17 protein-coding genes, 1 pseudogene and 1 riboswitch are annotated in these 19,637 nt (G+C 74.4%); of the genes and pseudogenes, 11 read left to right on the top strand and 7 right to left on the bottom strand.

The genetic code is table 11. From position 1 onward, the window contains the following. Nucleotides 1-29 precede the first annotated feature (29 nt). Nucleotides 30-764, top strand: coding sequence for a nucleopolyhedrovirus P10 family protein (locus EV567_RS05660; RefSeq protein WP_130437453.1), 735 nt, complete (start codon nucleotides 30-32; stop codon nucleotides 762-764). Nucleotides 765-768: 4 nt separating this feature from the next. Here the strand turns inward: EV567_RS05660 and EV567_RS05655 are convergent, their stop codons facing one another. From EV567_RS05655 to abc-f, 3 genes are all read right to left on the bottom strand, one after another. Continuing rightward, entirely contained in the window at nucleotides 769-1,572 is an 804-nt protein-coding gene (locus EV567_RS05655; protein ID WP_130437452.1) for an enoyl-CoA hydratase/isomerase family protein, read from the bottom strand. 162 nt (nucleotides 1,573-1,734) lie between these two features. After that, nucleotides 1,735-1,956: a helix-turn-helix domain-containing protein gene (locus EV567_RS05650; protein WP_004002281.1), complete on the bottom strand. Its 222-nt coding sequence runs from the start codon at nucleotides 1,954-1,956 to the stop codon at nucleotides 1,735-1,737. A 358-nt stretch (nucleotides 1,957-2,314) separates the two neighbouring features. Then, nucleotides 2,315-3,913, bottom strand: a complete 1,599-nt coding sequence (abc-f, locus tag EV567_RS05645; protein WP_130437451.1) for a ribosomal protection-like ABC-F family protein — start codon at nucleotides 3,911-3,913, stop codon at nucleotides 2,315-2,317. Between the two features lie 284 nt (nucleotides 3,914-4,197). On the opposite strand from abc-f, the gene EV567_RS05640 reads away from it, so the two are divergent. Next, on the top strand, nucleotides 4,198-4,611 hold the full coding sequence (locus EV567_RS05640) for a VOC family protein (protein ID WP_130437450.1): 414 nt from the start codon (nucleotides 4,198-4,200) through the stop codon (nucleotides 4,609-4,611). A gap of 59 nt (nucleotides 4,612-4,670) precedes the next feature. On the opposite strand, the gene EV567_RS05635 is transcribed toward EV567_RS05640, so the two are convergent. The 3 genes from EV567_RS05635 to EV567_RS05625 form a co-directional block, all read right to left on the bottom strand. Continuing rightward, nucleotides 4,671-6,104, bottom strand: coding sequence for a hypothetical protein (locus EV567_RS05635; RefSeq protein ID WP_207228675.1), 1,434 nt, complete (start codon nucleotides 6,102-6,104; stop codon nucleotides 4,671-4,673). Between the two features lie 486 nt (nucleotides 6,105-6,590). Further along, entirely contained in the window at nucleotides 6,591-7,709 is a 1,119-nt protein-coding gene (locus EV567_RS05630) for an alpha/beta hydrolase (protein WP_130437449.1), read from the bottom strand. A gap of 78 nt (nucleotides 7,710-7,787) precedes the next feature. Beyond that, a complete protein-coding gene (locus EV567_RS05625; RefSeq protein WP_130437448.1) occupies nucleotides 7,788-8,537 on the bottom strand; it encodes a class II aldolase/adducin family protein in 750 nt (249 codons plus the stop codon). Between the two features lie 163 nt (nucleotides 8,538-8,700). On the opposite strand from EV567_RS05625, the gene EV567_RS05620 reads away from it, so the two are divergent. From EV567_RS05620 to EV567_RS05590, 7 genes are all read left to right on the top strand, one after another. Next, nucleotides 8,701-9,939, top strand: coding sequence for an inorganic phosphate transporter (locus EV567_RS05620; RefSeq protein ID WP_130437447.1), 1,239 nt, complete (start codon nucleotides 8,701-8,703; stop codon nucleotides 9,937-9,939). Nucleotides 9,940-9,973: 34 nt separating this feature from the next. After that, on the top strand, nucleotides 9,974-10,195 hold the full coding sequence (locus tag EV567_RS05615) for a hypothetical protein (protein ID WP_130437446.1): 222 nt from the start codon (nucleotides 9,974-9,976) through the stop codon (nucleotides 10,193-10,195). Between the two features lie 224 nt (nucleotides 10,196-10,419). Then, a riboswitch (cobalamin riboswitch) is annotated at nucleotides 10,420-10,497 on the top strand. A gap of 120 nt (nucleotides 10,498-10,617) precedes the next feature. Beyond that, the gene (locus EV567_RS05610; RefSeq protein ID WP_130437445.1) at nucleotides 10,618-11,634 is read left to right on the top strand and encodes a cobalamin biosynthesis protein; all 1,017 of its coding nucleotides are present in this window, start codon (nucleotides 10,618-10,620) and stop codon (nucleotides 11,632-11,634) included. Then, the gene (locus tag EV567_RS05605) at nucleotides 11,631-13,139 is read left to right on the top strand and encodes a cobyric acid synthase (RefSeq protein WP_130437444.1); all 1,509 of its coding nucleotides are present in this window, start codon (nucleotides 11,631-11,633) and stop codon (nucleotides 13,137-13,139) included. The genes EV567_RS05610 and EV567_RS05605 overlap by 4 nt, the downstream gene beginning before the upstream one ends. Before the next feature lie 70 nt (nucleotides 13,140-13,209). Further along, complete coding sequence (locus EV567_RS05600; protein ID WP_130437443.1) at nucleotides 13,210-15,279, top strand: putative cobaltochelatase; 2,070 nt, start codon at nucleotides 13,210-13,212, stop codon at nucleotides 15,277-15,279. After that, nucleotides 15,280-15,888, top strand: a complete 609-nt coding sequence (cobO, locus tag EV567_RS05595; RefSeq protein WP_130437442.1) for a cob(I)yrinic acid a,c-diamide adenosyltransferase — start codon at nucleotides 15,280-15,282, stop codon at nucleotides 15,886-15,888. A gap of 23 nt (nucleotides 15,889-15,911) precedes the next feature. Continuing rightward, a complete protein-coding gene (locus EV567_RS05590; RefSeq protein WP_407071567.1) occupies nucleotides 15,912-17,297 on the top strand; it encodes a cobyrinate a,c-diamide synthase in 1,386 nt (461 codons plus the stop codon). 11 nt (nucleotides 17,298-17,308) lie between these two features. On the opposite strand, the gene EV567_RS05585 is transcribed toward EV567_RS05590, so the two are convergent. Continuing rightward, nucleotides 17,309-18,037: a ZIP family metal transporter gene (locus EV567_RS05585; RefSeq protein WP_130437441.1), complete on the bottom strand. Its 729-nt coding sequence runs from the start codon at nucleotides 18,035-18,037 to the stop codon at nucleotides 17,309-17,311. Nucleotides 18,038-18,099: 62 nt separating this feature from the next. Between EV567_RS05585 and EV567_RS05580 the strand changes: the two are divergent. Next, nucleotides 18,100-18,501: pseudogene (locus tag EV567_RS05580) on the top strand (cobalamin biosynthesis protein); the annotation flags it as partial. Nucleotides 18,502-18,529: 28 nt separating this feature from the next. Then, nucleotides 18,530-19,585 (top strand): Rv2231c family pyridoxal phosphate-dependent protein CobC, encoded by a 1,056-nt coding sequence (gene cobC, locus EV567_RS05575; RefSeq protein WP_242620671.1) that lies wholly within the window; start codon nucleotides 18,530-18,532, stop codon nucleotides 19,583-19,585. The last annotated feature ends 52 nt before the right edge of the window (nucleotides 19,586-19,637 follow it).

Below are 19,637 nucleotides of genomic sequence, written 5' to 3'. Positions count from 1 at the left end.
TCGCTCCGGGAATGGGGCAGGCTGGAGGAATGACGGCTGAACGGTGGACGCGTGCGGTGCGGGAGCAGCTGGGGCTGGGCAGACTGCTGCCGCTGGGCGGGCCGCGGGACGGCGTGTGGATCGCGGAGGGCGCGGCGGACACGGCGCTGAGGCGTGCGGTGCGGGAGGTGCGGGGCGTACGCCTGGGGGGACTGCGGATCGCGCTCGCGGATCCGTCCGGGGTGTACGAGCCGGCCGTGCCGCCACCGCCGAGCGGGCTCCCGCCGGGGCCGCTGCGGGTGACGGCCGACTTCGCGGCGACGGCGTCCGAGCCGCTGCCGGCCGCGGCGTCCCGTCTGCGCGAGGCGCTGGCCGCGGCGGCGGAGGGGGTGGGGCTAGCGGTCTCGGAGGTGGATCTGCGGGTGACGGCACTGCTGGAGGCAGGGGAGGAAGGGGCCGACGGGGAGCGGGAGCCGGTCCTGGGGCCGCCGGCGTCGGCGACCGCGCCGGATCAGCCCGCCCGGGAAGGCGATGAGCTGCGGGTGAGCGTCTCGGCGCTCGCCGTGCCGGGGGTGGCGGAGCTGACGGCGACGCTCGGGCGGAGCGTCCACATCGAGGAGCGGCAGCTCACCGGCGCCGCACTCCCCCGCCGCCATGTGCGCGTGGAGCTCGCGGTGAGCGCGGCCCACCGGGCGCTGGACGTGGCCCGGCGGGTCCGCGAGGCGGTGACGACGGCACTGCCGGATCACCCCACGGTGACGGTGCTGGTCACCGCCGTGCGATGACCCCTCAGTCGCCGAGGCCGGCCAGGTCGCGGAGCCGGCGGGCCTGGGCGGCTCGCTCGGCGGCGCGCTGCTCGTCGTACGTCCGCTCGCCCGCGCCCCGCAGCAGCGCCTTGGTCTCGATGACGGCCTCGCGCGGCGCGGCCAGGAGCGCCGCCGCCAGTTCGCCGACGGTCGCGTCGAGGTCAGCCGCGGGCACGGCGATGTTGGCGAGGCCGGAGCTCACCGCCTCCTCGGCGTGCACGAAGCGGCCGGTGAGGCAGATCTCGACGGCGCGGCCGTAACCGACCAGCGAGACGAGCGGGTGGGTGCCGGTGAGGTCGGGGACCAGGCCGAGGCTGGTCTCGCGCATGGCGAACTGCACGTCGTCGGCGACGACGCGCAGGTCGCAGGCGAGCGCGAGCTGGAATCCCGCACCGATGGCATGGCCCTGCACGGCGGCGACGGACACGAGGTCGTTGCGCCGCCACCAGGTGAAGCCCTCCTGGAACTGCGCGATGGCGCCGTCGAGTTCGGCGTCGCCACTGCGCGCGAGGTCGACGAAGGACGGTTCGCCCTCGATCCCCTCGGGCGTGAACATCTGCCGGTCGAGTCCGGCGGAGAAGGACTTGCCCTCGCCGCGCAGCACGACCACGCGGACGGAGCCCGGCAGCTGCCGCCCGGCCTCGGCGAGCGCGCGCCACATCGCGGGGCTCTGCGCGTTGCGCTTGGCCGGGTTGGTCAGCGTCACCGTCGCGAGCGCGTCGTCGACGGTGAGCCGTACGCCGTCCTTGTCGAGCAGGGGAACGAGTTCCTGGTCGGGCGAAGCCATGGGGCGCCTCCGAGGGGTGCGGTCAGCAGAGCATGCTGTGAGCGGTGCTAAGTGACTGCACAGTAACCACCCGGCCGGCCATCAGTCGCCCCGGGCCCCTCGCGGGGCCGGGGAGCGACCGGCCGTGTGGTCACCGTCGAAGGCGGTGGGACCGCGCCCGGTTCAGGACGAGGCGGCCTTCTTGCCCCGCGTCGCCCCGCCACGCCCACGGAGCGTGACGCCCGACTCGCTGAGCATCCGGTGCACGAAGCCATACGAGCGGCCGGTCTCTTCGGCCAGCGCCCGGATGCTCGCACCGGAGTCGTACTTCTTCTTCAGGTCTGCCGCGAGCTTGTCGCGCGCGGCGCCGGTCACCCGGCTGCCCTTCTTCAGAGTCTCGGCCACCCGTGCCTCCTCATGGGAAGTGCGCTCTGGTCCCCTCATGATCACCCCTCCGGGCCTGGATGGCCACCCATTCGGCAAGGTCCGTGCGACATGGTTTTGACGACAGGAGCGCGTACCCACGAACGGAAGCTCATGTTCCGGACGGTGATGTTCGTACGGCCGAACGGGTTGTTTCGTGAATCCGCAGGTCAGAGACGCGAGACGGCCGATCCCCCGTCACTTGGGGGATCGGCCGTGAAATCGGTGTAGGACACACCTCGATACGAGGGGATATCACTCAGATGATGGATCACCGGTAAGCCGAATGATCCATACTCCGTGGATCACGTCATGAGCATGCCGTGAAACACCCCTGAGGTCACGCCAGGGCGACGAGGTCCGCGTAGTCGGCGCCCCACAGGTCCTCGACGCCGTCGGGGAGCAGGATGATCCGCTCGGGCTGGAGCGCCTCCACGGCGCCCTCGTCGTGGGTGACCAGCACGACGGCGCCCTTGTAGGTGCGCAGCGCGCCGAGGATCTCCTCGCGGCTGGCGGGGTCGAGGTTGTTGGTCGGCTCGTCGAGCAGCAGCACGTTCGCCGAGGAGACCACCAGGGTGGCGAGGGCGAGACGGGTCTTCTCGCCGCCGGAGAGGACCCCGGCGGGCTTGTCGACGTCGTCGCCGGAGAACAGGAACGAGCCGAGGACCTTGCGGACCTCGACCAGATCCAGGTCGGGGGCGGCGGACCGCATGTTCTCCAGGACCGTGCGCTCCGGGTCGAGGGTCTCGTGCTCCTGCGCGTAGTAGCCGAGCTTGAGGCCGTGGCCCGCGACGACCTGGCCGGTGTCGGGCTGCTCCGCCCCGCCGAGCAGCCGCAGCAGGGTGGTCTTGCCGGCGCCGTTCAGGCCGAGGATGACGACCCGGGAGCCCTTGTCGATGGCCAGGTCGACGTCGGTGAAGATCTCCAGCGAGCCGTACGACTTCGACAGGCCCTCCGCCATCAGCGGGGTCTTGCCGCAGGGCGCGGGCTCCGGGAAGCGGAGCTTGGCGACCTTGTCGGAGACGCGGACGGCGTCCAGGCCGGAGAGCAGCTTGTCGGCACGGCGGGCCATGTTCTGCGCCGCGACCGTCTTGGTGGCCTTGGCGCGCATCTTGTCGGCCTGCGAGTGCAGGGCCGCCGCCTTCTTCTCGGCGTTGGCGCGCTCGCGCTTGCGGCGCTTCTCGTCGGCCTCGCGCTGCTGCTGGTAGAGCTTCCAGCCCATGTTGTAGACGTCGATCTGGGAGCGGTTGGCGTCCAGGTAGAACACCTTGTTGACGACCGTCTCGACCAGGTCGACGTCGTGGCTGATGACGATGAAGCCGCCGCGGTAGGTCTTGAGGTAGTCCCGCAGCCAGACGATGGAGTCGGCGTCGAGGTGGTTGGTCGGCTCGTCGAGGAGCAGGGTGTCCGCGTCGGAGAACAGGATGCGGGCCAGCTCGACCCGGCGGCGCTGACCGCCGGACAGCGTGTGCAGAGGCTGGCCGAGCACCCGGTCGGGCAGGTTGAGCGCGGCGGCGATGGTGGCGGCCTCGGCCTCGGCGGCGTACCCGCCCTTGGTGAGGAACTCCGTCTCCTGGCGCTCGTACTGCCGCAGGGCCTTCTCGCGGGTGGCGCCCTGGCCGCCCGCGATGCGCTGCTCGTTCTCGCGCATCTTGCGGATCAGGACGTCCAGGCCGCGCGCGGAGAGGATGCGGTCACGGGCGAGGACGTCGAGGTCGCCGGTGCGGGGGTCCTGCGGGAGGTAGCCGACCTCGCCGGAACGGGTGACGGTGCCGCCGGCGGGCATGCCCTCGCCGGCGAGGACCTTGGTGAGGGTGGTCTTGCCTGCGCCGTTGCGGCCGACGAGGCCGATGCGGTCGCCCTTGGCGACGCGGAAGGAGGCGTTCTCGATGAGGATGCGGGCGCCGGCGCGCAGCTCGATGCCGGAGGCGGAGATCACGGACAGACTCCAGGGCGGGTGGGAGGCGGGATGGACGGCTGAGGGCGTTCCCGCCGTCTAATGCGCGAGGAGAATGGCCATGGAGCCATTCTAACGGGGCCGTGCAACCAGTTTTCCGGGCTTCGGCGTCCGGCCGGCGGTGCGCCCGTCCGAGTCGAGGTCAGCGGCTTGCCGGGGCGTTGTCAGTGGCGGGTGCCAGACTGGGCGACGGGTGATATTCCCGACAAGGGCGCCCACGGCTGAGCGAGTGACACGACCGGCGGGACCACGAGGGAGTGATCGGCATGACGGGGACGGGCGGCGGGCGTCCGGGCATCAGCCCGACGGTGCTCTACAAGGACGCGAAGGCGGCGATCCGTCAGCTCACGGAGGCCTTCGGCTTCACCGAGCTGGCTGTGTACGAGGGCCAGGACGGGTCGGTGGCGCACGCCGAGCTGACGCAGTCCGGCGGGGTGGTGATGCTCGGTTCGAAGGGCACCGGCAGCGCCTTCGACACGGCGATGAAGGACGCGGGCCCGGTCGGGGTGTACGTCGTGGTGGACGACGTGGACGCCCACCACAGGAGGGCCGTGGAGCACGGCGCGGAGATCCTGATGCCGCCGACGGACCAGGACTACGGCTCACGCGACTACATGGCCCAAGACGTCGAGGGCAACGTCTGGAGCTTCGGGACGTACCAGCCGTCGGTGCCGGGCTGAGGGCCTGCCGTGCGGGGCGGCCGGCGGGGCCGCCCCGTGGTCGAGCCTCCGCCCGTGGTTCAGCTGCCTCCGGTGTGCACCTGGAAGGCGGCGCGGCGGACGGCCTTGGCGAGGGCGGGGTCGGGGTGCGCGGCGGCGAGCGCCACCAGCACCTGCACGGTGCGCGGATGCCCGACGGCGCGGACCTCGGCGAGGAGCGCGGGGACCGTCGGCTGAAGCGCGGACTCCAGGTGTCTGACGAGCATCGGGGCCTCACCGTGGTCGGCGACGGCCGCGGCGGTGTCGACCCACAGCCAGGTGGCCTCCTCGCGGGTGAGCACCTCGTGCGCGTCCTCGGGGTCCACTCCGTCGTGCTCGGCGAGCCAGAGCAGGGCGTACGGCCTGAGGGCGGGCTCGTCCACCACGGCGCGGACGTCGTGCTCGGCCGGGGCGCCGACCACGCGGAGCGCCTCGAAGGCGAGGCCGCGCAGCAGGGCGTCCTCGCCACGGGCGGCGTTCAGCAGCTCGGTGACGGCGCTGCCGACGGGGCGGGCGGCGAGCCAGGCGCGGTACTCGGCGCGGGCGGCGTTGGGGCGGAGCTGGGCGCAGCCGCGGAGCATGTCCTCGGCGGACTGCTCGATGTGGCCGGCGGGGCTCTGCGCGGCGACGCAGATCTGCTCCAGCTTGACCCAGACCGCCCAGTTGCCGAGCGGGGTGAGGGTGGCGTGTCCGTCGCCGCAGGTGAGGGCGCCCACCGAGGCGAGGGCGCGCAGGGCCCAGTCGAGGAGGGGGGCGAGCTCGGCGTCCTGGGCGGGCTCCGCCTGGCCGGCGACGGCGGCGGGGCGCGGGACCTTGGGGCGCGCGGTGACGGCTTCGGGGCCGTAGGAGACCTCGCAGCGTTCGGTGCGCAGTTCGGTGACGCGCTGGCAGAGGAGGTCGAGGAGCTGGTCCACGGGGACGGGGCCGGCGGACAGCTGGAGGAAGGAGAGCACCTGGGGCATCGCCGAGACGACCTCGGCCACGGCGGCGGACTCCTGGTCCCGGGGTTCGGGCAGGGCGAGGGACCAGGCGTCGAAGAGGGCGACCCAGCCGCGCAGGACGGCGCTGTCGTCGCGGTCCCAGGCGCGCAGGCGCCAGCCGGGGCGGGCGCTGTCGCCGTGGACCTCGACGAGGCCGGCGAGGCGGGCGGTGTCCCAGTCGGCGCGGACCTGAGAGAGGCTCAGGCCGAGGTCACTGGCCGCCCGTTCGGCCGTGGTGTCGGAGAGGGTGGCCTTGCCGTCGGTCGCCGCGTCCCTGCCGGGGCCGAGGGCGTTGTCGGCCCAGCGGGCGACGCGGGCGGCGGCGGCCAGACCCGAGCGCGCCATTCTGGCCAGCTCCGCCGGGGCGGGGGTGCCCTCCGGCGGGCGGGGCGCGGGGCGGCGCGTGCGCCGCTGGTTCACAGCTGAGGGGGCGGCGGCCAGGGGTCGCGGGCGGACGAGTCGAAGCCTGGAGTCGCGCGGGATACGGGACGTCACGGGTGCAGTCTTCCGGTTGACGGTCCGAAAACCCAAACGGAATGCCACGAGGGGCTATGGGGTCGGTCAACGGGTGGGGGTGGGAGGGGGTGTGGAGATGCGATCTGGCCAGTGGTACGGCGTTTAACGGAACGTGGGGTGGTCCTGCGGGGCGAGCCGGGTGAAGTGGGCGTCGGGGGTGCGTGAACCGGGGTCCGTGCCGGGGCGGGGTGGGGTGAGTGGCCTGCGTTGCCGGGTGCCGCCCGCGCCCACCCTCCCCACTCTCGGCTCGCTCGAGCGGGGACCCCCATCGCCCCAGCGGCACGACTGCCCGCAGGCTGGGTGGGGCGGGGGCGTGAGAGCGGGGGCGGCGGCGCGGTGGGACGCAGGCTGGGGGGCGTGGGTGAGGGCCGGGGCTGCTCGTGCGGCGGGCCGGGAGCTGCGTAGGTGACGGTCGGATGAGCCGGGGCTGCCCGTGCGGCGGGACGCAGGCTGGGTGGGTGGGGGTTACATCAGGGGGGTGAGGAAGCGGCGGAGGGATTCTTCGTAGGGGGTGGGGGTTGTGTTCCACATGGCTGCGTGGGGAGCGTCGGGGATCGGGTGGAGGGTGACCAGATCGGGGCGTCGGGCGGCCAGGGCGCGGGACGGGCCCCACGGGGCGACCCGGTCGTCGGGGCCGTGGAAGATCAGGGTGGGGGCGGCGAGGAGGGAGGGATCCGAGGCGGGGTCGGCGTGCAGGCCGGTGCGGCCCTGGGCGGCGCGGACCGCCAGCGGCAGCAGCGGGCCGGGGGTGTGGCGGGCGGCGGCGAGGGCGCGCAGGGTCGCCTGCCAGTCGAGGACCGGGGAGTCGAGCACCACCCCGGAGATCAGATGCCGCAGGCCCGAGCGGGTGGCGGCGCGCAGGGCCATGGTCGCGCCGGTGGACCAGCCGAGCAGCACGAGGCGTTCGGCGCCATAGCGGACGGCGTACCGCATCGCCGCGTCCACGTCGCGCCACTCGGTCTCGCCGAGGTGGTTCAGCCCGTCCGGCGAACGGGGCGCTCCTAGGTCGCCTCGGTAGGCGAGGGCGAGGACCGGGAAGCGGCGGCTGTGCAGGAAGCCGGTGAGGTTGAGGGCGTGCTCCCGGGTGGCGCCCAGGCCGTGCACGGCGATGACCCAGGTGCGGCGCGCCCCGGGGACGAACCAGGCGGGCAGCGCGCCGAGTTCGCCGGGCACGTCGACGTCGGCGTGGTCGAGGCCGAGCGCGCTGCCGGGGTTGCCGACGTACAGGTTGGGCGTGAGCCAGACGGCGTCGCCGGCGCTCAGGCTGCCGTGGGTGACGCGTTCGAGGCGGCGTACGACGCTGTCGGCGGAGTGCGGGGCGTCGGTCAGGACGGGCCCGACGACCGCGTGGGAGCCGTCGCCGGCGAGGCCGTAGGTTCCGGGGCGCAGACTGGCGAGGTCGCGGGTGAGGGTGATCCGGCCGGGGGCCGTGCCGTGCACGGTGAGCCGGGGTTCCGTGGGCAGGGGCCGGCCGGGCGGCGCCTTGAGCGCGGCGTCGCTGGCGAGTCTGCCGGCGGCGACACTGACGGCGCCGGCGGCCAGGGCTGCGGTGACGGCGGCGGCCGTCGCGGTGACAGTGCGCACCCGTCCAGTGTCCCGGCGGATTCCCGTACCGGCCAGTGCTGAGACGCACACCGGTGCCCCCGGCTCACGGACACCGGTTCACGCGCCCCCGGCGCCCGCCTCACCCGAGCCGTCTCCCCTCCCCCGCTGGCCGTACCCCCGCAGCCGCTCCCCCGCCTCGGTCATCTGCTCGGCGGTCAGGAGGCTCGGGGTGAGGCCGGGGACGCTGGACGCGGTCAGCCACAGGCGGCACATCCACTCCAGCTGGGCCGTGCGGTCGTAGGCCTGGTCGAGGGTGGCGCCGTAGGTGAGGGCGCCGTGGTTGCGCAGGAGGCAGCCGGTGCGGTCGGCGAGGGCGCGCAGCGCGTTCGCGGCCAGCTCGTCGGTGCCGTAGGCGGCGTAGGGGGCGACCCGTACGGGGCCGCCGAGGGCGGCGGCCATGTAGTGGACGGTCGGGAGCTCGGTCACGAGGGTCGAGACGGCCGTGGCGTGCACGGCGTGGGTGTGGACGACGGCGCGGGCGTCGGTGGCGCCGTACACGGCCAGGTGCATGGGCAGTTCGCTCGTCGGGACGAGGCTGCCCAGCACCTGCCGTCCGTCGAGGTCGACGCCGGTGACGTCGTGCGGCGTCAGCCGGTCGTAGGGCACGCCCGAGGGGGTGACCAGGACGGTGTCGCCGACGCGGACGGAGACGTTGCCGGAGGTGCCGACGACCAGTCCGTCGGCCACCGTGCGGCGGGCCGTCGCCACCAGCTCCTCCCAGGCGGCCGCCACCCGAGCCGCGTCATGACCGGCGCCGGGGGCGGCGTGCTCCTCGGTCACCCGTTCGTGGTCCCTACCGTGATCCATGCCGTGATCCTCCCAGCGGCCGCGTCCTCCGGGCCTGCGGACGCACAAGCGGAATGCGTTCCGCCGTGTGCTGACACCACGACGCCCGCCCCAGTTCACCTTCCGTTCACCCTGGTTACTTACGTTCTTCGAGCCAATGACGCTCGAACGATTGCCTGGGTAAATGGAAAGCTTCTCGCTGATCCTCGCGATTGTGGTCGTAACCGCACTCGCGTTCGATTTCACGAACGGTTTCCACGACACCGCCAACGCGATGGCCACCACCATCTCGACCGGTGCGCTCAAGCCCAAGGTCGCGGTGGCCATGTCCGCCGTGCTCAACCTTGTGGGTGCTTTCCTCTCCGTGGAGGTCGCCAACACGATCTCCAAGGGGCTCGTCGACGAGACCGGTATCCGTCCCGAGGTCATCTTCGCGGCCCTGGTCGGCGCGATCCTCTGGAACCTGCTGACCTGGCTGGTCGGACTGCCCTCCAGCTCCTCGCACGCCCTCATGGGCGGCCTGATCGGCGCCACCATCGCCTCCGCGGGCGTCGGCGCCGTCCACGGTGACGTGCTCGTCACCAAGGTGCTCCTCCCCGCGGTCGCGGCCCCGATCGTCGCCGGCATCGCCGCGATGCTCGCCACCCGCCTGTCGTACACGATGGGCAAGAAGGCCGACGGCAAGGCCGCCGAGAAGGGCTACCGGGCCGGACAGATCGCCTCCGCGGGCCTGGTCTCCCTCGCCCACGGCACCAACGACGCCCAGAAGACGATGGGCATCATCACCCTCGCCCTGGTCGCCGGCGGCACCGTCGCTCCCGACTCCGACCCGCCCCTGTGGGTCATCCTCTCCGCCGGCATCGCGATCGCGCTCGGCACCTACCTCGGCGGCTGGCGCATCATCCGCACCATGGGCAAGGGCCTGACCGACCTCCAGCCGCAGCAGGGCTTCGCCGCCCAGACCAGCGCGGCCACGGTCATCCTGGCCTCCTCCCACCTCGGCTTCTCCCTCTCCACCACCCACTCGGTCTCCGGCGCGGTGATGGGCGCGGGCCTGGGCCGCAAGGGCGGCGTCGTCCGCTGGTCGACCGCCACCCGCATGTTCGTCGCCTGGGGCCTGACGCTCCCGGCAGCGGCCCTGGTCGGCGCGCTCGCCGAGTACGTCACGGGCCTCGGCGACTGGGGCACCGCGGTCGTCGCGATCTTCCTGATCGGCTCCAGCGCCGCCATCTGGAAGATCTCCCGCCGCGAGGTCGTCGACCACACCAACGTCAACGAGTCCGAGGAGCCGGCCGGCGTCGTCACCCAGGCGATCGCCGCGGTGACCCCGCCCCCGGCGGGCACGGTCGCCGACGGTCTGACGGCCACCATCCCGGCGCCCGCCGCCGAGTCGGCCCCGCCGGCCGCGACCACCACCGTCTGAGCCCCGCCCACCCCGGTACGAAGGAAGAAATCGTATGAAGATCGACTGGGCGGCTCTCGGCTCCGTCTTCGGCGTCAGCCTGGTGGTCACCGTGGCCCTCGTCGGCCTGTTCACCCTCGGCATCATGGGCCTCTCCCGCCGCGAGCGGGCCGTGGCCCAGGGCGACTCGGCCGCCCTCGCGGTCACCGGCGCGTACGCGTGCTTCGCGGCGTGCGCGGCGGCGGTGGCGTACGGCATCTCGCTGATCGTCGCCTAGCACCCCCCGAGGGACGCGCATCCGGGGCGCGGGACGGTTCACCGTCCCGCGCCCCACACGCGTCCGCCCCGCGCCCCGCACGTGCGTACAGGGTCGCGCGTGGGCGCGCACCCGGGCGCGAGGGGGCGTGTGGGCTTCTGCACACACCCCCGTCGCAGGTCAACAGCAAGTTGACGGCCCTTCCGCGCCCGTGGTGGACTGCCCACGCCATGTACGGCGGCAGGAGAGGAAGCCGGTGCGAATCCGGCGCGGTCCCGCCACTGTCACCGGGGGCGGTCACGATCCCCGGGAGCCAGGAACTCTCGCCGCCGGTCTCGTCGAACCAGGGCGCGGACACCCTGAGTGAGGACATAACGCCATGCCCGGCCGCCGTTCGAGGACCAGCACCAGGCCACTCCCCGCCCCCGCGGCCGGCTGAGCCCATGGGTGCCGATCGCGTCCACGCGTACGGCGCCGCCGCCGGCCTCCTGGGGGACCTGCTCCTCGGCGATCCGCGCCGCGGGCATCCGGTGGCCGTGTTCGGCCGGGCCGCCGCCGGTGTGGAGCGTGCGCTGTACCGGGACCACCGCGGCTGGGGCGCATTGCACACCGCCGTGTGCGCCGGGGGCGCCGTGGCGCTCGGAGCGCTCGCCTCCCGGACCGTACGCTCCTCCCCCGCCGTCTCCGTCGCGCTGACCGGGGCGGCCACCTGGGCCGTCGTCGGGGGGACGTCCCTCGTACGCGAGGCGCGGGCCATCGGGCGGGCCCTGGAGGCGGGCGACGTCGAGGCCGCGCGGGAGCGGCTTCCCCATCTGTGCGGGCGGGACCCGCAGTCGCTGGACGCCGACGGGATCGCGCGAGCGGTGGTGGAGTCGGTCGCCGAGAACACCTCCGACGCCGTCGTCGGGGCGCTGGTGTGGGGAGCAGTCGGCGGAGTGCCGGGGCTGCTCGGCTTCCGGGCCGTCAACACGCTGGACGCCATGGTCGGGCACCGGTCGCCCCGCTACCGGCGCTTCGGGTGGGCCTCGGCCCGCCTCGACGACGTCGCCGGCTGGCCGGGGGCGCGGCTGACCGCCGTCCTGGCGGCCCTCGCCGGGGACGACCGGCGGGGCGCGGTGCGGGCCTGGCGCGCCGACGCCGGCAAGCACCCGAGCCCCAACGCCGGGCCGGTGGAGGCCTCCTTCGCGGGCGCCCTCGGGGTGCGGCTGGGCGGGACGCTCTCCTACGGCGGCCGGGTCGAGCACCGGCCCGTGCTCAACGGGGCGGCCGGGCGGGCCGTCGTGCCCGGGGACATCGAACGTGCCGCGCGGCTCTCCCGCCGCGTCGGCCTGCTCGCGCTCGGCGTCACGGTGGCCGCACGCGCCGTCGCGGCGAAAGCGAAGGCCACAAGCACAGTCACAGTCACAAGCAGCACAGCCAGAGCCACAGCCACAGCGGGATCGAAAGGGCGTGCGTCATGAGCGGGGGGCTCCTCGTCGCCGGCACCACCTCCGACGCCGGCAAGAGCGTCGTGACCGCCGGGATCTGCCGGTGGCTGGTGCGGCAGGGCGTGAAGGTGGCGCCGTTCAAGGCGCAGAACATGTCGCTGAACTCGTTCGTGACGCGTGAGGGCGCCGAGATCGGGCGGGCCCAGGCGATGCAGGCCCAGGCCTGCCGGGTCGAGCCGACCGCGCTGATGAACCCGGTGCTGCTCAAGCCGGGCGGCGAGCAGAGCAGCCAGGTCGTGCTGCTCGGCAAGCCCGTCGGCGAGATGAGCGCCCGCGGCTACCACGGCGGGCGCCGGCAGCGGCTGCTGGAGACGGTGCTGGACTGCCTGGCCGAGCTGCGGGACACGTATGACGCCGTGATCTGCGAGGGGGCGGGCAGTCCCGCCGAGATCAACCTGCGGCGGACCGACATCGTGAACATGGGGCTCGCGCGCAACGCGCGGCTGCCGGTGCTGGTGGTGGGCGACATCGACCGCGGGGGCGTCTTCGCCTCCTTCTTCGGGACCGTCGCCCTGCTCTCCCCCGAGGACCAGGAACTCGTCGCCGGGTTCCTCGTGAACAAGTTCCGCGGTGACGTCTCGCTGCTGGAGCCGGGCCTGGACATGCTGCACGGGCTCACCGGGCGGCACACGTACGGGGTGCTGCCGTTCCGGCACGGTCTCGGCATCGACGAGGAGGACGGGCTGAGGGTCTCGCTGCGGGGCACCGTGCGCGAGTCGAACGTCGCCCCGCCCGTCGGCGAGGACGTGCTGCGGGTCGCCGTGTGCGCCGTGCCGCTGATGTCCAACTTCACCGACGTGGACGCGCTGGCCGCCGAGCCCGGGGTCGTGGTGCGGTTCGTGGACCGGCCGGAGGAACTGGCCGACGCCGACCTCGTGGTGATCCCGGGGACCAGGGGGACCGTGCGGGCGCTGGAGTGGCTGCGTGAGCGCGGGCTCGCGGACGCCGTGCGGCGCAGGGCCGCCGAGGGGCGGCCGGTGCTCGGCGTCTGCGGCGGGTTCCAGGTGCTCGGCGAGCACATCGACGACGAGGTGGAGAGCCGGCGCGGACAGGTGGAGGGGCTCGGCCTGCTGCCGGTGCGGGTGCGGTTCGCCCGCGAGAAGACCCTCACCCGGCCGGTGGGCGAGGCGCTCGGCGAGCGGGTCGAGGGGTACGAGATCCATCACGGCGTGGCCACCGTCGAGGGCGGCGAGCCCTTCCTGGACGGCTGTCGCGTCGGGCAGACCTGGGGCACCCACTGGCACGGCTCGCTGGAGTCGGACGGCTTCCGGCGGGCCTTCCTGCGCGAGGTGGCCGCCGCCGCTGGCCGCCGGTTCGTGCCGGCCCCCGACACCTCGTTCGCCGCGCTGCGCGAGGAGCAGCTCGACCGGCTCGGCGACCTGATCGAGGAGCACGCGGACACCGACGCGCTGTGGCGGCTCATCGAGTCGGGCGCGCCGCCGGGACTGCCGTTCGTCCCGCCGGGGGCGCCCGTATGAGCCTTCCACCCCTGTCCCCGTCCTCGCCGACCGCCTGCGCCGACCCGGCGTCCGAAGGAGTGATCGTCACGTGACCACCCCCTTTCCGTTCACGGCCGTCGTCGGACAGGACGACCTCCGGCTGGCGCTGCTCCTGAACGCGGTGAGTCCGGCGGTCGGCGGGGTCCTGGTGCGCGGTGAGAAGGGCACCGCCAAGTCGACGGCGGTGCGGGCGCTTTCGGCGCTGCTGCCGGAGGTGGCGGTGGTGCCCGGGTGCCGTTTCTCCTGCGACCCGGCGGCGCCGGACCCCGGCTGTCCGGACGGGCCGCACGAGGCGGCGGCGGGCGCGACGCGCCCCGCGCGCATGGTGGAGCTGCCCGTCGGCGCGTCGGAGGACCGGCTCGTGGGCGCGCTGGACATCGAACGGGCTCTCGCGGAGGGCGTCAAGGCGTTCGAGCCGGGTCTCCTCGCGGACGCGCACCGCGGCATCCTCTACGTCGACGAGGTCAACCTCCTGCACGACCACCTCGTCGACCTGCTGCTGGACGCGGCGGCGATGGGCGCCTCGTACGTCGAGCGTGAGGGCGTGTCGGTGCGGCACGCCGCCCGCTTCCTGCTCGTCGGGACGATGAACCCCGAAGAGGGCGAGCTGCGGCCGCAGTTGCTGGACCGGTTCGGGCTGACCGTCGAGGTGGCCGCGTCGCGCGAGCCCGAACAGCGGGTGGAGGTCGTGCGGCGGCGGCTCGCCTACGACGACGACCCGGCGGGGTTCGCCGCGGGCTGGGCGCGGGAGGAGGCCGAGGTACGGGCGCGGGTCGTGGCGGCGCGGGAGCTGCTGCCGCATGTGCGGCTCGGCGACGGTGCGTTGCTGCGGATCGCGGCGACCTGCGCCGCGTTCGAGGTGGACGGCATGCGGGCCGACATCGTGATGGCGCGGACGGCGACGGCGCTGGCGGCGTGGGCCGGACGGACCGACGTGCTCGCGGAGGACGTACGGCAGGCGGCGCTGCTCGCGCTGCCGCACCGCCGTCGCCGCAACCCCTTCGACGCGCCGGGCCTGGACGAGGACAAGCTCGACGAGACGCTGGACCGGTTCCCCGACGACGACCTCGACGAGCGGGGCGGCCGGAACGACCGGACCGACGACGGCGACGGCGACGAGGACCCCGACCCCGACGGACCGGGCGGTCCCGGCGGGGGCGGCGGGCTGCCGCCGCAGGACGGGCCCGAGAGCGGCGAGCCGCCGTCCGGTGAGGCGCCCGCGCCGGCGGACCCCGCCGAGAGCAAAGCGGAGGGCGAGGGCGGCCGGCCGGCCGGCGCCGGGGAGCAGTCCGCCGTGCGGGCCGCCGAGCCCTTCCGTACGAAGGTGCTGAGCGTGCCCGGCCTCGGGGAGGGCGCCGCGGGGCGGCGCTCGCGGGCCCGGACCGAGCACGGGCGTACCACCGGGGCCCGGCGTCCGCGCGGGGCGCTCACCAAGCTGCATCTGGCGGCGACCGTGCAGGCCGCCGCGCCCCACCAGCACGCGCGGGCACGATCGGGGCCGGGACTGGTGGTGCGGCGGGACGATCTGCGGCAGGCGACCCGTGAGGGGCGTGAGGGGAACCTCGTGCTGTTCGTGGTCGACGCGTCCGGGTCGATGGCGGCGCGGCAGCGGATGAGCGCCGTGAAGGGCGCCGTGCTGTCGCTGCTGCTGGACGCCTACCAGCGGCGGGACAAGGTGGGGCTGGTGACGTTCCGGGGCTCGGGCGCCGACGTGGCGCTGCCGCCCACCTCGTCGGTGGACGCGGCGGCGGCCCGGCTGGAGGCGCTGCCGACCGGCGGGCGCACCCCGCTCGGCGCCGGGCTGCTGAAGGCGCACGACGTGCTGCGGGTGGAGCGGTTGCGGGATCCCGCGCGGCGGCCGCTGGTCGTGGTGGTCACCGACGGGCGGGCGACGGGTGGGACCGAGCCGGTGGCGTTCGCCGGGCGGGCGGCCCGGCTGTTCGCCGCCGAGGGCACCGCGTCGGTGGTCGTGGACTGCGAGAGGGGACCGGTGCGGCTGGGGCTCGCCGGGCGGCTCGCGGGTGAGCTGGGAGGTACGGCGGTGACGCTCGACGAACTGCGGGCGGACTCGATCGCCGGGCTGGTCAGGGAAGTTCAAGGCGACAGGAGGGCCGCGTAGATGCCGCAGGGACAGCCGAGCGTCGTACCCGACGACGGACTGACGACACGTCAGCGCAGGAACCGGGCGCTCGTGATGGTGCACACCGGTGTCGGGAAGGGCAAGTCGACCGCCGCCTTCGGGCTGGCGTTGCGGGCCTGGAACCAGGGCTGGCCGATCGGGGTGTTCCAGTTCGTCAAGTCGGCGAAGTGGAAGGTCGGCGAGGAGAACGCGCTGCGGGTGCTGGGCGCCAGCGGCGAGGGCGGCTCGGTCGACTGGCACAAGATGGGCGAGGGCTGGTCGTGGATCCAGCGCGACCCCGACGGCGACAACGCCAGCAACGAGGAGAAGGCCCGGGAGGGCTGGGAGCAGGTCAAGCGCGACCTGGCCGCCGAGCGCTACAAGCTGTACGTGCTGGACGAGTTCGCCTACCCGCTGCACTGGGGGTGGATCGACACCGCCGAGGTGATCTCCGTGCTGCGGGACCGGCCCGGGACCCAGCACGTGATCGTCACCGGGCGCAACGCGCCGCAGGAGCTGGTCGACTTCGCCGACCTCGTCACCGACATGTCCAAGGTCAAGCACCCGATGGACGCGGGGCAGAAGGGGCAGCGGGGTATCGAGTGGTGACGTCCGCCTCGTTGTCCTCGCTGGTGTCCTCCTCGGTGTCGGTGCCCCGGCTGGTCGTCGCCGCGCCGTCCTCCGGCAGCGGCAAGACCACCGTCGCGACGGGCCTGATGGCCGCGTTCGCCGCGCGGGGGCTCGCCGTGTCCCCGCACAAGGTGGGCCCGGACTACATCGACCCCGGGTACCACGCACTCGCGACCGGGCGGGTGGGACGCAACCTCGACGCGTACATGTGCGGGCCTGCGTCGGTCGGGCCGCTGTTCGCGCACGGGGCGCGCGGCTGCGATCTGGCGGTCGTCGAGGGCGTGATGGGAATGTTCGACGGGGCCGCCGGGGAAGGGGAGTTGGCGTCCACGGCGCATGTGGCGAAGCTGCTGCGGGCGCCGGTGGTCCTGGTGGTGGACGCCTCGTCGCAGTCGCGGTCGGTGGCGGCGCTGGTGCACGGGTTCGTGTCGTGGGACCCGGAGGTGCGGGTCGGGGGCGTGATCCTGAACAAGGTGGCCTCCGACCGGCACGAGGCGTTGCTGCGGGAGGCGATGGAGTCGGCGGGGGTGCCGGTGCTGGGGGTGCTGCGGCGGACGGCGCAGGTGGACACCCCGTCGCGGCATCTGGGGCTGGTGCCGGTGGCGGAGCGGAGGGCCGCGGCGCTGGACGCCGTGGCGGCGATGGGGGCGCAGGTCGCCGACGGGTGCGACCTGGACGCGGTGATGTCGCTGGCGCGCGGTGCCGGGGTGCTGTCCTGTGCGGCGTGGGACGCGGCCGGCGCTCTCGGCGAGCCGTCCGGGCCGGGCGCGATGGGCCGGGGTGACAGGCCGGTCGTCGCTCTCGCCGGGGGGCCCGCGTTCACCTTCTCCTACGCCGAGCACGCCGAGCTGCTCGCCGCCGCCGGGGCCGAGGTCGTGACCTTCGATCCGCTGCGGGACGAGGGGCTGCCCGAAGGGAGCGCCGGGCTGGTCGTCGGGGGCGGGTTCCCCGAGATGTACGCCGCCGAGCTGTCCGCCAACGAGCCGTTGCGCAAGGCCGTCGCCGAACTGGCGCTCAGCGGCGCCCCGATCGCCGCGGAGTGCGCCGGACTGCTGTATCTGTGCCGGGAGTTGGACGGACAGCCCATGTGCGGGGTGCTCGACGCCTCGGCGCGGATGTCCGGGAAGCTCACCCTCGGCTACCGGGACGCGGTGGCCGTGAGCGACAGCGCGCTGGCCTCGGCCGGGACGCGGATGCGGGGCCACGAGTTCCACCGGACCGTCGTCGAACCGGGGGCGGGGACGGCCCCGGCGTGGGGGCTGCGGAGTCCGCAGCGGCGGGTCGAGGGCTTCGTCCAGGGCGGCGTGCACGCGAGCTACCTGCACACGCACTGGGCGGCCGAGCCGGGCGTGGCCCGGCGCTTCGTGGAGAGGTGCCGTACGCCGTGAACGGCGGTGGCTCAGCCCGACAGGCCCACCACCAGCCAGATGAAGGCCGCGCCCGCGATCGTGCAGAGCACGGTGGAGCGGGCGGGGTGATCGTGGTGGGCCTCGGGCAGGATCTCGGCCGCCGCCAGGTAGAGCAGCGCGCCGGCGAAGAGAGCGAGGTAGCCGCCGAGCAGGTGCTCGGGGATGGTGACGAACGTGGTCGAGGCCGCGCCGAGGACCGGTGCCGCCGCGTCGGCGAACAGCATGATCAGGGCCTTGCGGCGGGCGTTCCCGTACAGGCTCGTGATCGTGTACGTGTTGAAGCCGTCGGCGAAGTCGTGGGCGACGACCGCCAGCGCGACCGCCGTGCCCATGCCGCCGCCGACCTGGAAGGCCGCGCCGATCGCCACGCCGTCCATGGCGCTGTGGCCGACCATCGCAGCGGCCGCCGTCAGGCCGACCTCGGGTGTGCGGCCGCCGTGCTCCCCCGCGCCGTGGGCCGCCCGGCGCAGGGCCAGCAGCCGTTCCACCAGATGGGCCAGCAGGAAGCCGGCCACGAACAGCAGCAGCGCGGCCGGGACGCCGAACACCGCCGTGCCGGCCGCCTCCAGGGCCTCCGGCAGCAGATCCAGGCCGACCACGCCCAGCATCAGGCCGCCGGCCAGCCCCAGCACCAGGTGGCGGCGGTCGGTCACGCGTTGTGCCGTCCAGCCGCCGGCCAACGTCATCAGGAACGCGCCGAGCGCGACGAACACCGCCATGCCCCCTTCGTATCCGATCAGGGCCCGTCCGCGCACCTCCGTGCCCCGGGCAGCGGGGAGGAAGGCCGGTGAGCCTCGTGGTGGGCGTCGGCGCGTCCCGGGGCGTGCCGGTGGAGGAGGTGCTCGGCGTGATCGAGGACGCGCTGCGGGAGGCGGGGCTGTCCGCGCGCGGTGTGGCCGAGCTCGCCACCGTGGACGCCAGGCGCGGCGAACCCGGCGTCATCGGAGCGGCCTTGCGGCTCGGGGTGCCCCTGGTGACGTACTCCGCCGTGGAGTTGGCCGCCGTGCCGGTGCCGAACCCGTCGGACGCGCCGGCCGCCGCGCTGGGCACGCCGTCCGTCGCGGAGGCGGCGGCGCTCGCGGGCGGGGGCGAACTCCTCGTACCGAAAAGGAAGTCGGCGCTGAGGGACGGGCGGCCGGGCAGGGCGACCTGTGCGGTGGTCCGACGCGACGGTTCCGGGCAGCATCAGCACGAAGGGCATGTGGACTGCCATGCACACTGACGGACACGACCTGCGCCACCACGGGGACTCCGAGGTGCGGGACGACGGCGCCGCGCTGGTCGATCTCGCGGTGAACGTCCGCGCGCACACGCCGCCGGACTGGCTGCGCGAGCACATCGCGGCCTCCCTGACCGGTCTCGCCGCCTACCCCGACGGGCGGCGGGCGCGGGCCGCGGTGGCGGAGCGGCACGGGCTGCCGCCGGAGCGGGTGCTGCTGACGGCGGGCGCGGCGGAGGCGTTCGTGCTGCTCGCCCGCGCTTCGAAGGTGCGCCGGCCGGTGGTGGTGCACCCGCAGTTCACGGAGCCGGAGGCGGCGCTGCGGGACGCCGGGCACAGCGTGGACCGGGTGCTGCTGCGGGAGGAGGACGGCTTCCGCCTCGATCCGGCGGCCGTTCCCGAGGACGCCGACCTGGTGGTGATCGGCAACCCCACGAACCCGACGTCGGTGCTGCATCCCGCGCGGGACGTCACGTGCCTGGCCCGGACCGGGCGGACGCTCGTCGTCGACGAGGCGTTCATGGACGCGGTGCCGGGCGAGCGGGAGTCGCTGGCCGGGCGGACTGACGTGCCCGGACTGGTCGTGCTGCGCAGTCTGACGAAGACGTGGGGGCTGGCCGGGTTGCGCATCGGCTATGTGCTCGGCGCGCCGGAGACGATACGGGAGCTGGAGCGGGCGCAGCCGCTGTGGCCGGTGTCGACGCCCGCGTTGGCGGCGGCGCGGGCGTGTGTGTCGGGGCGGGCGGTCGCGGAGGCGGCGCACGCGGCGCGGCGGGGCGCTGCGGACCGGGGGTATCTCGTGGCGGGGCTCGAGCGGTTCTCGGGGCACGGAGTGCGGGTGGCGGGACCGGCGCAGGGGCCGTTCGTGCTGGTGCGGGTGCCTGATGCGGGGGTGGTGCGCGGGCGGTTGCGGGAGCTGGGCTACGCGGTGCGGCGGGGGGACACGTTTCCCGGGCTCGGGGAGGAATGGGTGCGGGTGGCGGTGCGGGACCGCAGGACGGTGGACGGGTTCCTGGAGGCTTTCGGGCGGGCGCTGGCCACCGGCTGAGCCAGTGCCCGCCGGGGGCGCCGGCGGTCCGGGAAGCCGGCGGAGCCCCCTG

Source organism: Streptomyces sp. BK239 (assembly GCF_004217285.1).
GTDB lineage: Bacteria > Actinomycetota > Actinomycetes > Streptomycetales > Streptomycetaceae > Streptomyces.
Note: the sequence above shows the minus strand (reverse complement) of the source record. Positions and strands in the feature narration are given on the sequence as shown.